The organism is Ruania albidiflava DSM 18029, from assembly GCF_000421225.1.
Classification (GTDB): Bacteria; Actinomycetota; Actinomycetes; order Actinomycetales; family Beutenbergiaceae; genus Ruania; species Ruania albidiflava.
On record NZ_ATWL01000012.1, the window covers coordinates 25,155 to 38,633 of the forward strand.

Here is a 13,479-nt window from a genome sequence, read left to right on the forward strand (position 1 = left end):
GCTCGGTTACCGAGGTATTTACCGAGGCGGATCTGTGCCGACCTGTCCTTGTCCTCGTTCATCTGGAGAGAACGTGTCTCGATCAACGCGACGTCCCCTGTTCGTGTCCCTGGCCCTGGCGGCCGCTCTCGCACTGACCGGTTGCGGCTCGGGTCAGAGCAGCAGCCCAGAGGCGGCCGGGGAGCAGGACGCACAGGGCAGTGCTGACCAGGGCGGCAGCGAAGGTGCCCCCACCACGGCCGAGGCGGACGGGCAGGTCCCCTCCGTCGAGGCGGCCGAGCCGCAGCTGCCGGTCACGTTCACCGGTGATGACGGCGTCGACATCGAGGTGGTCAGCCTGGACCGGGTGCTTGTCCTGGACGACCCGACGATGGAGATCATGCAGGCGCTCGGGCATGACGAGCTGATCGGCATCGCCCCCGACACCTCCCTCATCGAGGACGTCGCCGCCCAGGCCGAGGAGCGGATCACCACCGCCGGGCGGGGCAGCCTGACGGTCGAGGGAGTGGTCGCCCTCGAGCCCACCCTGGTGATCGGTACCAGCATGCGCCGGCATGCGGACGTGATCTCCGGGCTCCAGGCCGCCGACATCCCGGCCACACTGATCGACTCCAGCCAGGAGGCGCCGGACAAGATCCGCAAGACCGCCGAGCTGCTGGGAGTGCCGGAGTCCGGGGAGGAGCTGGCTGCCCAGGTGCAGGAGCAGTTCGATCAGGCCGATGCCGCCCTGGAGGGTGTCGAGGCGCGCCCGCGGGTGATGATCCTGTCCTCCAGCGGCGCCGGCGACAGCGGCAACACCACCGCTGCTGGGGAGGAGACCCCGGCGCACCAGATCATCGTCAACGCCGGCGGGCTGAACACTGGCGCGGAGTCCGGGCTGGACCGGTACCAGTCGATCACCGCCGAAGGTCTGGTCGCCGCAGCACCGGAGGTGATCGTGGTCGCCGCCTCGGAGATCGACGACCTCGGTGGCGAGGACGGGATCTGGGAGCAGGTCGACGGGCTCAGCGGCACCCCGGCGGCGGCCACCGGCTCGCTGGTGGTGATGGACGACATGCAGCTCAAGGGTGGTGCGGTCAGCGCCGGCCTGGGCATCCTGGCTCTGCAGGCCCAGCTGCACCCGGACGCATGACAGCCACCGGCGTCTCTTCGGCACGCACGGTCGAGGACACCGAGGGGACCGTCCGCCGCCCGTACGGCCCGGTCATCCTCGGAGTCTTCCTCGCCCTGCTGGTCGTCGCGCTGGTGGCCGGTGTGGCGATCGGGCCGCTGCGGCTGGCGCCCGGTGCGGTGCTGGACATCATCGCCGCCAAGCTCGGTGTCGGCGAGGCCACTGGCTACACTGCGGCCGAGGTCAGTGTGGTCTGGGACATCCGCCTGCCCCGGGTGCTGCTCGCCGCGCTGGTGGGCTCGGCTCTAGCCGTCTCCGGAGCGGCACTGCAAGGCTTGTTCGGCAACTCCCTGGCCGACCCCGGTGTCATCGGCGTGACCGCCGGTGCCTCCCTGGGCGCGATCACCGCCATCGTCCTCGGCCTGACCGTGCTCGGCAGCTGGACCGTGCCCGGGATGGCCTTCATCTTCGGGCTGATCACCACCGGGCTCATCTACGCTCTGGCACGCCCGGGGCGCAAGGGCGGCACTGTGCAGCTGCTGCTCGTCGGTATCGCCATCACCGCGGTGACCGGTTCGGTGAACGGCTTCTTCACCTACATCGCCGACACCACCGAGCTGGAGTCCATCACCTACTGGTCGATGGGCTCGCTGAACCGTGCCTCCTGGACCACGTTGGCGGCCGGTCTGCCGTTCTACGTGGCCGGTGTGGTGGCCGTGCTGAGCCTCGCCAAGCCGTTGGACGTGCTCGCCCTCGGCGAGCGGCAGGCCCACCACGTCGGGCGGAACGTGCGCCGCACCCGCATCCTGCTGATCGTGGCCAGTGCGCTGGTGGTCGGCGCCGCCGTGGCCCTGGCCGGCTCGATCGGGTTCGTCGGACTGGTCGTCCCGCACATCGTGCGCCTGCTGATCGGCCCTGGGCACCGGTGGTTGCTGCCGCTGTCCGCGGTGGGAGGGGCGTTGATGCTGGTGGTCGCCGACATCGGCGCGCGCACCCTGAACCCACCGTCAGAGGTGCCGATCGGGCTGTTCACCGGGCTCGTCGGTGGTCCGTTCTTCCTCTGGCTGCTGTTCCGCCGACGTACGGAGATGCGCGCATGACCCCCGTGCTGCAGGCCGAGGGCCTGAACGTGGTGCTCGGCACCAACCACGTGCTCAAGAATGTCGACCTGGACGTTCATGCCGGCCGCCTGACCACGCTCATCGGCCCCAACGGTGCCGGCAAGTCCACCCTGTTCGCGGCACTGTCCGGCGACCTGGAACCGAGCAGCGGACACGTGCTGCTGCAGGGCCGCGAGGTACGTAGCTACCGGCCCAAGCAGCTCGCTCTGCTGCGGTCCGTGCTGCCGCAGGACCACCTGGTCCGCTTCTCCTACTCGGTGGAGGAGATCGTGCAGCTCGCCCGGCTCTCCCACGCACCGGATCCGGACCGCGATGCGCAGATCGTGGCCGACAGCCTGGCCGCCGCCGAGATGGCCGGGATGCGTCGCCGGGACGTGCAGACCCTCTCCGGCGGTGAGATGGCGCGCACCGCCTTCGCCCGCACGCTGGCGCAGACCACCCCGGTGGTGCTGCTGGACGAACCCACCGCCGCACTCGACCTGCGCCACCAGGAGGTGGTGCTCCGCCATGCCCGCCGTCTGCGTGACGAAGGAGCCTGTGTGGTGGTGGTGATCCATGACCTGAACCTCGCCGCGGCCTACTCCGACCGGGTGGTGATGCTGCAGCACGGTGCGATCGTCGCCGACGGGCCAGCGGAGCAGGTGCTCACCGCCGAACGGATCGGTGCGGTCTACCGGCAGCGGGTGCTGGTCACCGATCATCCGACCCGCGGCTGTCCGATGGTGGTCACGGTGGACTGACCGGCTCAGTCTGCCGGCTTTGCCACCGGCTCGTGGGCGCTCACGCTGGTGGCCAGCGGCACCTCCTTGAGGAAGATCAGGGCCACCAGCGCCACCACCGCCAGCGGCACGAGGAACGCGAAGATCGGCATCAACGCATGGTTGTAGGCGTGCACGATCACCGTGCGCACCTCCTCCGGCAGGGCGTTCACCCCGGCCGGGGTGAGCGAGTCGATGCTCGTGCCGGCCGGCACCCCGCCGGCCGCGGTGAACTGCGCCACCAGCTCGCTGGTCAGCCGGGAGGCGAACACCGACCCGACCACGGCCGACCCCAGCGTGGCCCCGACCTGACGGAAGTAGTTGTTCGCCGCCGTCGCTGTGCCCACGATCGCGTTCGGGAACGTGTTCTGCACGATCAGGGTGAGGATCTGCATGCTCATCCCGATCCCGAGGCCGAACAGGCAGATGTAGGCGCACAGCACCACCAGCGAGGTCTCGACCGTGAGCGTGGAGATCAGCACCAGCCCGATCGCCATCACCACCGACCCGGTGAGCGGGAACGCCTTGTACCGCCCGGAGCGGGAGACCATCTGCCCGGAGACCACCGAGGCGACCAGCAGCCCGCCCATCATCGGGATCATCAGCAGACCGGCCTCAGTGGCGTCCACTCCGGTGACCATCTGCAGGTAGGTCGGCATGTACCCGATGGTGCCGAACATCATCACCCCGACGGCCAGGCTGGCGGTGGCGGTCAGCACGAAGTTGCGCTCCCGGAACAGGGTGAGCGGGATCACCGGGCTGCTCGCGCGCGACTCCGCCCACACGAACACCGCCCCGAGCACCACGAACGCGGCGATCAGGCCGAGGATCTGCGGGGAGGCCCAGTCGTAGGTGCTGCCGCCCCAGGTGCTGGCCAGCACCAGTGCGGTGGTGGCCCCGGCCAGCAGCGCCATGCCCAGGTAGTCCAGCCGGGGGCGGGTGCCGGTGCGCCGCGCGGGCAGGTGCAGGAAGATGCTCACCGCGGTGATCGCCAGGGCGCCCAGCGGCAGGTTGATCCAGAACGCCCAGCGCCAGCCCGGTCCCTCGGTGAACCAGCCCCCGAGCAGCGGTCCGGCCACCGAGGAGACCGCGAACACTGCGCCCATCGCCCCCATGTACCGGCCGCGCTCCCGGGCCGGGACCACGTCGGCGATCGCGGCCTGGGAGAGGATCATCAGCCCGCCGGCGCCCAGGCCCTGCACCACCCGGGCCACGATCAGCAGGCTCATGTCCTCGGCCAGCGCCCCGAGGATCGAGCCGATCATGAACACGGCGATCGCGGAGATCAGCACCGGTTTGCGGCCGAGCTGGTCGCTGATCCGGCCGTAGATGGGCATCATGATCGTCGAGGCAAGGATGTAGCCGCTGATCACCCAGGTCATCTGGTCCACGCCGTGCAGCTCGCCGACCATCGTCGGCAGCGCAGTGGCGAGCACGGTCTGGTTCAACGACGCCAGCAGCATCGTGACCATCAGTGCGGCGAACAGCAGACCCACGTTCGTGGGGCGTGTCTCCTCCTCGACTGGCGCAGGTGTGGATGAAGGCACCCATGCACAGTACGCATGTAGATTACATAGAACAAGCGGGGGTCGGATGCTGGACCGGACCGACCGCTCCGCGACCTCCGGTGGTGCTCAGTCCTGGTCGGCGCGGGTGTAGCCGTACAGGTCGCGCTGGGTGCCGTTCACCCACAGCTTCGCCCCGTGCGGGGCATCGATGAGCAGCGTGCGGTTGTAGGCCTCGTCCACCACGGTCGCGCTGGCGCCCACCTCGGCCAGCGCCGGCACCAGCGCGTCCAGGTCGCCGGAGTGCTCCAGGCTCAGCTCGAGCGCTACGGAGGGTGAGCCGTGCCAGGCCACCTGACCTCCGCCGTCGGCAGTGAAGTCGCGCCAGCTGCCCGCATCGGAGGCGAGGCGCGGCGCGAGCCCGAGCGCGGACAGCACCTCGAGGGGCTGCTGCGGGTCGGGGGAGTACCAGATCGGCATCACTGCCACCTGCCTCTGGCCGGAGGCCAGGGTCGGAGTGCGCAGATCGTCGACGGCGGAGCTCACCGTGATCGTGGTCCCGTCCGTGGCCTGCACGGCTGGTCCGGTGGTGCGGGCCACGTTCCCGGCGGCCGCGAGAGTCGCGGCCGGGTCGGGGACCAGGACCTCCAGCTCGGTGGCACCGTCCTGGTCGGCCGCACCGGCCTGGCGGATGGTCAGCAGCCCGCTGCCGGCCCAGGTGCCGGGGCGGTCGGTGGCGCCGAAGCCGAGCACCGGCAGCACCCGCTGCCACCAGGAGACATCGTTGGTGTGGTGGATGGTGTGCACGATGGTCACGGCGCGTCCTCCTCGAGGTAGTCGGTCATCACCCGTTCGACGAGGGCGGACAGCGACTCTTCCTCGTCGATCGCGCGATGCTTGATCCGGCGGACCAGGTCGCCGGGCAGATACACGTTGAACTGCACCTTGGGCTCTCGCATGCTAGCACCATAGCATCAGTCCCAGGGGTGGCGGTACCGGCCGCCGCTGCCCGGTGGGCATGGCCCCAGCCCGTGCGGACAGATACATTCGAGGTATGGACGCACCGCTGCACCTGCATGACGTGATCGACTTCCTGGAGCGGCGCTACCCGCCCGCCACCGCCGAACCCTGGGACGCCGTCGGCCTGGTGGTCGGCGACCCGGTGGCGCCGGTCGAACGCGTGCTGTTCGCCATCGACCCCACCGAGGAGGTGGTCGCCGAGGCTGCCGCCGCCGGCGCCGACCTGCTCGTGACCCACCACCCGCTGCTGCTCAAACCGGTGCACTCGGTGGCCGCCACCAGTGCCAAAGGGCGGGTGGTGCACAGCCTCATCTCTGCCGGTGTGGCCCTGTACGTGGCCCACACCAACGCCGACATCGCCGCCGGCGGGGTGAACGAGGCACTCGCCGCCACCCTCGACCTGAGCGGCACCCGCCCCCTGGTGCCCGCCCCCGGTCAGGCCCTGGACGTGCTCGTGGTGTACGTACCAGAAGAGGACGCCGAACAGCTGCGCGGCACGCTCGCCGCAGCCGGAGCCGGTGCCGTGGGGGACTACACCGGCTGCGCCTGGTCGGTGTCCGGCACCGGAGAGTTCACCCCGCACGACGGCGCCGACCCGACGATCGGGCAGGTGGGCCGGCACGAGCGCGTGGCCGAACGGCGCATCGAGATGGTGGTGCCCCCGCAGCGGCGGGAGCAGGTGGTGGCGGCACTGCGGGAGGCCCACCCGTACGAGGAGCCCGCCTTCTCCTTCCTCACCACTGCGGCTCCGGCCAGCGCCGTGGGCTCGGGCCGGGTCGGGTACCTGCCGTACGAGATCACCCTGCGCGAGCTCGCCGAGCAGGTGGCCACCGCGCTGCCGGCCACCGCCCAGGGCATCCGGGTCAGCGGCGACCTGGACCAGGTGGTCTCCACCGTGGCGGTCTGCGGCGGCTCCGGGGACGCCTACCTGGATGCCGCGCACCGCTCCGGGGCGGACGTGTACCTGACCGCCGACCTGCGCCACCACCGAGCCGAGGAGGCCCGCGCCGAGTCCGGTGCCCCGGCCCTGATCGACGCCGCGCACTGGGCCACCGAGTGGCCCTGGCTGCCGGTGGCCGCCCGCGCGCTGGACACCGACGCAGGCGGGCGGCTGGAGACCATCGTCTCCACGCGGGTCACCGACCCGTGGACCATTAGGCTGGGCGCAGCCGAGACCGGAGGTACCCCGTGACCACAGCACCCGCTGCCGACCAGGTGCGACTGCTGGACGTGCAGGCGCTCGACACGCACCTGGCCAAGCTCGCCCACCAGCGCAAGACCCACCCCACCCTCACCGCCCTGGCCGAGCTCACCGCCCGGGCTGAGGACCTCACCCGGGCGAAGACGGCGGCCGAGGTGCTCGTCTCCGACACCCGGCGGGAGCTGACCAAGGCAGAGACCGACGTCGAGCAGGTCACCACCCGCGCCGCCCGCAACCAGCAACGCCTGGACGCCGGCGCCGGCAGCCCCAAGGACCTGCAGGCCCTCGGGCACGAGCTGGAGTCCCTGGCCAAGCGCCAGTCCGACCTGGAGGAGGTCGAGCTGGAGGTGATGGAGCGGATGGAGCGCGCGGAGAAAGAAGCAGCAGCAGTGACCGACCAGCTCGAGGCGCTGCAGGCGGACGTGGCCCGCACCGAGGCCGAGCGGGACGAGGCGCTCGCCGGTCTGGACGCGGAGATCGCCGAGACCCAGACCAAGCGGGACGCGGCCGCCGAGGGCATCGACTCCGGCCTGCTCGCCCTCTACGAACGGATCCGGACCCAGACCGGGGGACTGGCCGCCGTCGCCCTGCGCGGGACGGCCACCGAAGGGGTGCAGGTGCCGCTCAGCCTCACCGAGCAGGACGCGATCGCCAGCGCCGGCCCGGACGAGGTGATCCGCAGCGAGGACTACGGCTACATCCTGGTCCGGGTGTCGTGACCACCGCCGGCACGGGCACCGGTGACTGGGTCGCCCTCGCCCTGGTGCGCCACGGCGAGACCCCGCTGACCCCCACCGGGGCCTACTCCGGCTCCGGAGTGCCCGGCCCGCCGCTGACCGCCTACGGCCGGGCGCAGGCCGCCGCAGCCGGGCGGATGCTGGCCCGGGTCGGGGGCGTGCTCTTCGACGACCTGCCCCGGCCCTCGGTGCTGATCACCTCCCCGATGGTGCGCGCCCAGGAGACCGCGCAGATCCTCGCCGAAGAGCTCGACGACCTGCCGGTCCGCACCGACGAGCGGGCCCGGGAGTGCCACTTCGGGCAGTGGGAGGGGCTCACTGAGGCGGACATCGACGCCCGCTGGCCCGGGGAGCTGGACTCCTGGCACGTCACCGGCACCAGTCGTCCACCCGGCGGGGAGTCGATCGCCGAGGTCGGTGAGCGCAGCGGTGAGCTGATTGCCGACCTGCTCGCTGCGCACGCCGGGAGCACCGTGGCGATCGCCGCGCACGCGGTGACCATCCGCTCGATGGTCGGTCAGTGCCTGGCTGCGCCGCCGGGGGCCTGGTGGCGGCTGCGGCTGGAGGCAGCCTCGATCAGCGTGCTGCAGGTCTACACCGACGGGCTCGCGAAGGTGCATGTGGCAGGGCTGCCGAGCGACGCCTGAGATGGGGCGCTTCTACGACGCCCTGGACGGCGGACCGCTCCGGCTGGAGCTGCGCAGCATCGACGGGCGCTCCTTCGCCCTGCTCCGCCCGATCGCCTACGCCGCGACCGGGTACGCCGAACCGTTCGTGGTGCCCGCGCACCTGGAGACGTTCCGCACCGACATGGCCTCCGTGCCGTGGGTGTTCACCTGGCTGGTGCCGCGCAGCGGACGGTTCCTGCCCGCTGCGGTGCTGCACGATGCTCTCGTGGTTCCCGGTGCCTACCTGGGCCCGTCGATCCCCCGGCCGGAGGCGGACCGGCTGTTCCGGGTGGCGATGGCCGACCTGGGCACCGGCCGGATCCGGTCCTGGCTGATGTGGGCGGCCGTGACCATGGCGACCATGTGGGACACCGGACGGCCGCGCTGGTACTGGCGTGGCGCCGTCATCGGCCTGATCGGTGTGGTGACCGTGCTCGGCATCCTGGCCACCCTGGACCTGTTCGACGTGTGGAACCACCTGCCATGGATGGGCCGGCGGTCGCTGGGTGCCGAGCTCGTGGGTGGGGCGGTGGGCGCTGTGGTGGTCCCGGCGGTGCTGGCGCTCAGCTGGGGGCGGTTCGCCCCGGCCGGCATCATCACCGGGGTGGCGCTGGCGTTCCTGGTGCACGTGACCCTGGCGATCGCAGCGATCTACACCCTGTACTGGCTGCTGGAGCGGGCGGTCAGCGGCCGGCAGGTGCGCCGCGGCCCACCGTTCGCGCGCTGACCCCCGCCGGTCAGGCGAGCACGAGCTCCAGGGTGTCCGGGCCCTTCGCCGCCGGCAGGTGGTTCACCTCTCGCAGCACCGAGCCGACCAGTTCGCTGGCGGCAGCCACGGCCGCGGACACAGTGCGCGGCGGGCGGCCCGGCCGGGTGAGCAGGTGGTGGGTGAGCACCCCGCGGGTGTGCTTGGCGTGGTGGGAGACCACAGTGCGGACGCCGGCGTTCTCGGCCACCACCCGCACCGTCAGCCACGGGGTGCTGGCCGGTGGCTTCCAGGCGGCGAGGTAGGCGGCCGAGCGGCAGTCGATGATCACGTCCTGACCGGCACCCGGATGGCCCTCCTGCGCACCTGGGGCGTTCTCCTGCGGGCCCGCGGCCTGGCGAAGACCGGTGCCCAGTGCGCTGCTCCAGTGCCGGGCGAGCGGGCCGACGCCGGGCAGGGTGGTGCCCATCGACTGCCGGTAGGCGGGGATCCGGTCACCGGGAGCCAGCACACCCCACAGGGCGGAGACGATCCGCACCGACGCGTTCGCCCGCCGCCGCGCCGCACCGGTCAGGTCAGCCAGCCCGGCGGCGGCGTAGAGCACCCCGGTGTAGACCTGGTCTGCCGGGGCTGTGGGCGCCTCGGTCAGGTTGGTGTTCCGGGCGACCTCCTCCCGCAGCGAGGCGCCCACGCCCAGCAGCGCGGCAGCGTCCCGGCGGCTGCTGGCTCGCTGCAGCGCCTGTAGCACCTGCGTGCGGGCGTCGGCGAGGTCCGGGCGTGTCAGGGCGGTCAGGTCGACCGGGCGGCCACGAGCGGGAGCGGTCTTGCCTTCCGAGGGCGGCAGCAGGATGAGCACGGGCAACTACTCTACGACGGCTCGCCGGCCGGTAGACTGAGGGTGGATGAGTCGGCCAGGCGGCCGCGTCGCGGGGCGACCCGCGCCGAGGAACGTCCGGGCTCCACAGGGCAGGGTGGTGGGTAACACCCACCCGGGGTGACCCGCGGGACAGTGCCACAGAGATCAGACCGCCACCCGGTCCGCCGGGCGGTAAGGGTGAAACGGTGGTGTAAGAGACCACCAGCGCACCGGGTGACCGGTGCGGCTAGGTAAACCCCACCCGGAGCAAGACCAGACAGGAAGTGTTCGAGGGCTGCCCGCCCGAGCTTCCGGGTAGGTCGCTGGAGGCGTGCGGCAACGTACGTCGTAGATGGATGGCCGCCACCGGACCGCGTGCGGTTCGGGACAGAACCCGGCGTACCGGCCGACTCATCCGCCCATCACCGGGCGCCCCGCGCCCGCGCCGCCCACGCCGCGCCCCGGGCCCGCGCCCACTCGCTCCGATTGGAACACCCTTAGCGCATTCGAACCAGGCTGCAACCGTGCTCCAACGCGCTAAGGGTGTTCGAATGCGCGCGGGGCGCGGGGTGCGGGCGCCGGGTGGGGAGTGCCCGGGTGGGGAGTGCGGGCGCCGGCCGGGGGAGTGCGGGTGTGTGCCCGGGAGTGCAGAGGTGCGCGCGGGTCAGGCGTTCTCCGCAGCCAGCGCTGCCGCCCCCACGATGCCGGCCTTGTTCCGCAGCTTCGCCGGGACGATCGGCGTCTTCAGGTCCAGCAACGGCAGGAACTTCTCGTGGTCCTTCGACACCCCGCCGCCGACCACGAACAGGTCGGGGGAGAACAGGAACTCCACGTGCGAGAAGTACCGCTGCAGCCGCACCGCCCACTGCTCGTAGCTGAGCCCTTCCTCCTCCTTCACCGACGACGCAGCGCGAGTCTCCGCGTCATAGCCGTCGATCTCCAGGTGGCCCAGCTCGAAGTTCGGGATCAGGTGCCCGTCATGGATCATCGCCGATCCGATGCCGGTACCCAGGGTGATCACCAGCACGGTCCCCTTCTTGCCCTTCGCGGCGCCGTAGGCGACCTCCGCGTAGCCAGCGGCGTCGGCGTCGTTGGCCACGTAGGCGGTGTGCCCGGTCCAGCGGCGGGTCACTGCGGCCACGTCGGTGTCGATCCAGCGCTTGTCCACGTTGGCGGCCGAGTGCGAGACACCGTTCTTGATGATCCCGGGGAACGTCACCCCGATGTGGGCGATCGAGGGCAGCTCGAAGTGGGCCACCACATCGGCCAGCACGGCCCCGACCGCGTCCGGGCTGGACTCCGCCGGCGTGGGCAGGCGGAACTTCTTGGTGAGCAGCTCACCGGTGCGCAGGTGGACCGGTGCCCCCTTGATGCCGGAGCCGCCGATGTCGATGCCGAAGCCGACCTGTTCGGCCGCGACCTCCGCCACCTTGGCAGCGTCCTTGTCCTTGCTCATCTGTGCGTTCCCTTCATCGTGCCAGGAGAGTACCCACACAAGCCACGGCAGGACTCGGGGCAGGCAGCAGTCTAGAGTTTTTCCCAGCAGCCGGTGGCGGCGCCGGCCGAAGAGAGGGACAGGTGAGACCGTGGCGAAGAAGGACAAGCTCGATCCTGGTCAGGCGTACTACTACAACCTGGCAACTGGTAGGGTAGAGCGCGGTCTGGTCAGCGACTGGATCGAACGGATGGGCCCGTATGCCACCGAGGCCGAGGCTGCCAACGCTCTGCAGCGCGCACAGGCGCGCAACGAGGAGTGGGAGCGCCAGGACCGGGAGTGGGACGGCGACGACGAAGACTGACACGAGGAGCGCGCAATGAAGCAGGGCATGCGTCGACTGGCTGGCGCAGCTGCTCTGGCGCTCGCCTCGTCTCTCGCGCTGGCACCTGCCGCATCGGCGGATCCGCCGTTCGTCCCGGAGGGCAAGGGGCCCGGGCTGCCGGTGGCGGCGCAACCGTTGGTGGGCGTGCGCATCGCCGTGGACCCCGGTCACAACGGCGGCCGCACGCAGGACCCGGAGGCCGCGAACCACCCGGTGCCCGACGGCCGCGGCGACCGGGTGGCCTGCAACACCACCGGCACGGCGAGCGTGGACGGCTACAGCGAGCACGAGTTCGCCTTCGAGGTCAGCGAACAGCTCGCCACCCACCTGGACGGCCTCGGCGCCCAGGTCTGGATGACCCGCAGCGACGACGAGGGCATCGGCCCGTGCGTGGACCGCCGCGGCACGTTCGCCGAGGACAACGACGTGGACCTGATGGTCTCCATCCACGCCTCCAGCATCGAGGACGAGGACACCCCGGGCTTTGTGGCCGTGGTCGCCGGCCCGCCGCTGTCCGAGTCGCAGGGCGAGCCGAGCCACGAGCTGGCCGAGAGCCTGGTGCAGGGGCTCGAGGACGCCGGCTTCACGGCGAACCAGGACGTGGACGAGCCGGTGGTGGAGCGTTCTGACGACGCCACGCTGAACTTCTCCCGGCGACCCACGGTGCTGCTCGAGCTCGGCCAGCTGCGCAACCCGGACGAGGCCGAGATGATGCGCAGCGAGGAGGGCCAGCAGCGCTACGTCGAGGCGCTCACCGATGGCGTGATCGCCTGGGCGCACGACCACCACTGAGCACCAGCACCGGGCGTTGCAGCACGCCCTCGACGGCGCAGCTCGCCGTGCGGACGTCTCTCACCTGGCCGGCCGGGCATCCCGTGCGGGCCGGGCGTCCCACGCGGGTGTCCGCGTGCCGGACCGGGTCAGCCGGGCGTCCTGCGCGGGCGGGTGCGTGCAGCACCGGCGGCCCGGCTGCGCCGGGCCGCCCGGGTCACTGCTGGTAGGACTGCTCCGGAGCGGGGAACGCGCCGGTGCGCACCTCCGCCGCATAGGCCTGGGCCGCCTGCCGCAGCGCAGCACCCACCTGACCGAACTGCTTGGCGAACCGTGGTGACCAGTCGCCCATCCCGGCCATGTCCAGCCACACCAGGACCTGCCCGTCGCAGGAGGGCCCGGCACCGATGCCGATCGTGGGCACAGTGAGGATCTCGGTCACCCGCGCGGCCACCGGGGCGGGCACCATCTCCAGAACCACCGCCGCCACCCCGGCCTCCTGGAGCGCCACGGCATCCTCACAGAGACGCTCGGCGGCGTCGTCTCCCCGGCCCTGCACCCGCTTGCCGCCGAGGATGTTCTCCGACTGCGGGGTGAACCCCAGGTGCCCGACCACGGGGATGCCGGCGTCGGTGATCACCCGGACCTGCTCGGCCACCCGGGCACCACCCTCGAACTTCACCGCGTGCGCACCGGTCTCCTTCATCACCCGCACCGCGGCGGAATAGGCCTGCTGTGCACCGCCCTCATAGCTGCCGAACGGCAGGTCGACCACCACCATCGCCCGCTTGGCGGACCGGGCCACTGCCCGCGCCGGCGGGAGCATCTCCTCCAACGTGACCGGCAGGGTGTTCTCGTGCGCGAGCATGTTGTCGCCGATCGAGTCGCCGACCAGCAGCAGGTCGATCCCGGCCTCGTCGAAGAGGCGCGCGGTCGGCGCGTCGTAGGCGGTGAGCATCGTCAGCCGTTCACCGGCGGCCTTCGCAGCGGCCAGGTGGTGCACCCGCACCCGCTTGCCGGAACCAACGGGGGGCAGGACCGACCCTGCAGGGGCGTCCGGGGTCTGCTGTGACATGCCACCACCCTAGTGCTCCGCCCGCCGGCGCGAGTCACCCCGCCGCCACACCGGGCCATCTCGACGCGAGTGGCTGCTTGCGCCGGGTCTGTCCCTCGCTCGACCCGGCACCCATGACCAGCCGCGTGCC

The 13,479-nt window shown here is 71.6% G+C and carries 15 protein-coding genes and 1 other RNA gene; 10 read left to right on the forward strand and 6 right to left on the reverse strand.

Going from position 1 to position 13,479, the window contains the following annotated elements; all coding sequences use genetic code 11:
- Window positions 1–73: 73 nt before the first annotated feature.
- Genes K338_RS0113810 through K338_RS0113820 form a run of 3 tightly spaced genes read left to right on the forward strand, consistent with a single transcriptional unit; the run spans window position 74 to window position 2,972 of the window.
- Window positions 74–1,132, forward strand: coding sequence for a heme/hemin ABC transporter substrate-binding protein (locus tag K338_RS0113810; RefSeq protein WP_157612465.1), 1,059 nt, complete (start codon window positions 74–76; stop codon window positions 1,130–1,132).
- Window positions 1,129–2,211, forward strand: coding sequence for a FecCD family ABC transporter permease (locus K338_RS0113815; protein WP_022918762.1), 1,083 nt, complete (start codon window positions 1,129–1,131; stop codon window positions 2,209–2,211). Before K338_RS0113810 ends, K338_RS0113815 begins: the two co-directional genes overlap by 4 nt.
- On the forward strand, window positions 2,208–2,972 hold the full coding sequence (locus K338_RS0113820) for a heme ABC transporter ATP-binding protein (protein ID WP_022918763.1): 765 nt from the start codon (window positions 2,208–2,210) through the stop codon (window positions 2,970–2,972). The genes K338_RS0113815 and K338_RS0113820 overlap by 4 nt, the downstream gene beginning before the upstream one ends.
- Before the next feature lie 5 nt (window positions 2,973–2,977).
- On the opposite strand, the gene K338_RS22765 is transcribed toward K338_RS0113820, so the two are convergent.
- The 3 genes from K338_RS22765 to K338_RS0113835 form a co-directional block, all read right to left on the reverse strand.
- The gene (locus tag K338_RS22765) at window positions 2,978–4,537 is read right to left on the reverse strand and encodes an MDR family MFS transporter (protein WP_022918764.1); all 1,560 of its coding nucleotides are present in this window, start codon (window positions 4,535–4,537) and stop codon (window positions 2,978–2,980) included.
- A gap of 87 nt (window positions 4,538–4,624) precedes the next feature.
- Window positions 4,625–5,311, reverse strand: coding sequence for a hypothetical protein (locus tag K338_RS0113830; protein ID WP_022918765.1), 687 nt, complete (start codon window positions 5,309–5,311; stop codon window positions 4,625–4,627).
- The gene (locus K338_RS0113835) at window positions 5,308–5,454 is read right to left on the reverse strand and encodes a ribbon-helix-helix protein, CopG family (RefSeq protein WP_022918766.1); all 147 of its coding nucleotides are present in this window, start codon (window positions 5,452–5,454) and stop codon (window positions 5,308–5,310) included. Before K338_RS0113835 ends, K338_RS0113830 begins: the two co-directional genes overlap by 4 nt.
- Window positions 5,455–5,549: 95 nt before the next feature.
- Here K338_RS0113835 and K338_RS0113840 point away from each other — a divergent pair, with 95 nt between their 5' ends.
- Genes K338_RS0113840 through K338_RS24585 form a run of 4 tightly spaced genes read left to right on the forward strand, consistent with a single transcriptional unit; the run spans window position 5,550 to window position 8,848 of the window.
- Window positions 5,550–6,707: a Nif3-like dinuclear metal center hexameric protein gene (locus K338_RS0113840; RefSeq protein ID WP_022918767.1), complete on the forward strand. Its 1,158-nt coding sequence runs from the start codon at window positions 5,550–5,552 to the stop codon at window positions 6,705–6,707.
- Window positions 6,704–7,435, forward strand: a complete 732-nt coding sequence (locus K338_RS0113845) for a zinc ribbon domain-containing protein (RefSeq protein WP_022918768.1) — start codon at window positions 6,704–6,706, stop codon at window positions 7,433–7,435. The genes K338_RS0113840 and K338_RS0113845 overlap by 4 nt, the downstream gene beginning before the upstream one ends.
- Complete coding sequence (locus K338_RS0113850) at window positions 7,432–8,100, forward strand: histidine phosphatase family protein (protein WP_022918769.1); 669 nt, start codon at window positions 7,432–7,434, stop codon at window positions 8,098–8,100. The genes K338_RS0113845 and K338_RS0113850 overlap by 4 nt, the downstream gene beginning before the upstream one ends.
- A 1-nt stretch (window position 8,101) precedes the next feature.
- The gene (locus K338_RS24585; protein ID WP_022918770.1) at window positions 8,102–8,848 is read left to right on the forward strand and encodes a DUF1353 domain-containing protein; all 747 of its coding nucleotides are present in this window, start codon (window positions 8,102–8,104) and stop codon (window positions 8,846–8,848) included.
- A 10-nt stretch (window positions 8,849–8,858) separates the two neighbouring features.
- Here the strand turns inward: K338_RS24585 and K338_RS0113860 are convergent, their stop codons facing one another.
- Entirely contained in the window at window positions 8,859–9,683 is an 825-nt protein-coding gene (locus tag K338_RS0113860) for a YaaA family protein (protein WP_022918771.1), read from the reverse strand.
- Window positions 9,684–9,730: 47 nt separating this feature from the next.
- Between K338_RS0113860 and rnpB the strand changes: the two genes are divergently transcribed.
- Window positions 9,731–10,101, forward strand: an RNA gene (gene rnpB, locus K338_RS24635) — RNase P RNA component class A.
- 246 nt (window positions 10,102–10,347) lie between these two features.
- Here the strand turns inward: rnpB and ppgK are convergent.
- Window positions 10,348–11,139, reverse strand: a complete 792-nt coding sequence (gene ppgK / locus K338_RS0113865; protein ID WP_022918772.1) for a polyphosphate--glucose phosphotransferase — start codon at window positions 11,137–11,139, stop codon at window positions 10,348–10,350.
- 130 nt (window positions 11,140–11,269) lie between these two features.
- Between ppgK and K338_RS0113870 the strand changes: the two genes are divergently transcribed.
- On the forward strand, window positions 11,270–11,482 hold the full coding sequence (locus K338_RS0113870) for a hypothetical protein (protein WP_022918773.1): 213 nt from the start codon (window positions 11,270–11,272) through the stop codon (window positions 11,480–11,482).
- Between the two features lie 15 nt (window positions 11,483–11,497).
- Window positions 11,498–12,295 (forward strand): N-acetylmuramoyl-L-alanine amidase family protein, encoded by a 798-nt coding sequence (locus K338_RS0113875; protein ID WP_022918774.1) that lies wholly within the window; start codon window positions 11,498–11,500, stop codon window positions 12,293–12,295.
- A gap of 196 nt (window positions 12,296–12,491) precedes the next feature.
- On the opposite strand, the gene panB is transcribed toward K338_RS0113875, so the two are convergent.
- On the reverse strand, window positions 12,492–13,349 hold the full coding sequence (gene panB / locus K338_RS0113880; RefSeq protein ID WP_022918775.1) for a 3-methyl-2-oxobutanoate hydroxymethyltransferase: 858 nt from the start codon (window positions 13,347–13,349) through the stop codon (window positions 12,492–12,494).
- Window positions 13,350–13,479 lie beyond the last annotated feature (130 nt).

Bases quoted from the DNA above. Each gene is read 5' to 3' on its own strand.
- K338_RS0113815 (WP_022918762.1), top strand. From the start codon at position 1,129: ATGACAGCCACCGGCGTCTCTTCGGCACGCACGGTCGAGGACACCGAG.
- K338_RS0113820 (WP_022918763.1), top strand. From the start codon at position 2,208: ATGACCCCCGTGCTGCAGGCCGAGGGCCTGAACGTGGTGCTCGGCACC.
- K338_RS0113835 (WP_022918766.1), bottom strand. From the start codon at position 5,454: ATGCGAGAGCCCAAGGTGCAGTTCAACGTGTATCTGCCCGGCGACCTG.
- K338_RS0113840 (WP_022918767.1), top strand. From the start codon at position 5,550: ATGGACGCACCGCTGCACCTGCATGACGTGATCGACTTCCTGGAGCGG.
- K338_RS24585 (WP_022918770.1), top strand. From the start codon at position 8,102: ATGGGGCGCTTCTACGACGCCCTGGACGGCGGACCGCTCCGGCTGGAG.
- ppgK (WP_022918772.1), bottom strand. From the start codon at position 11,139: ATGAGCAAGGACAAGGACGCTGCCAAGGTGGCGGAGGTCGCGGCCGAA.
- K338_RS0113875 (WP_022918774.1), top strand. From the start codon at position 11,498: ATGAAGCAGGGCATGCGTCGACTGGCTGGCGCAGCTGCTCTGGCGCTC.
- panB (WP_022918775.1), bottom strand. From the start codon at position 13,349: ATGTCACAGCAGACCCCGGACGCCCCTGCAGGGTCGGTCCTGCCCCCC.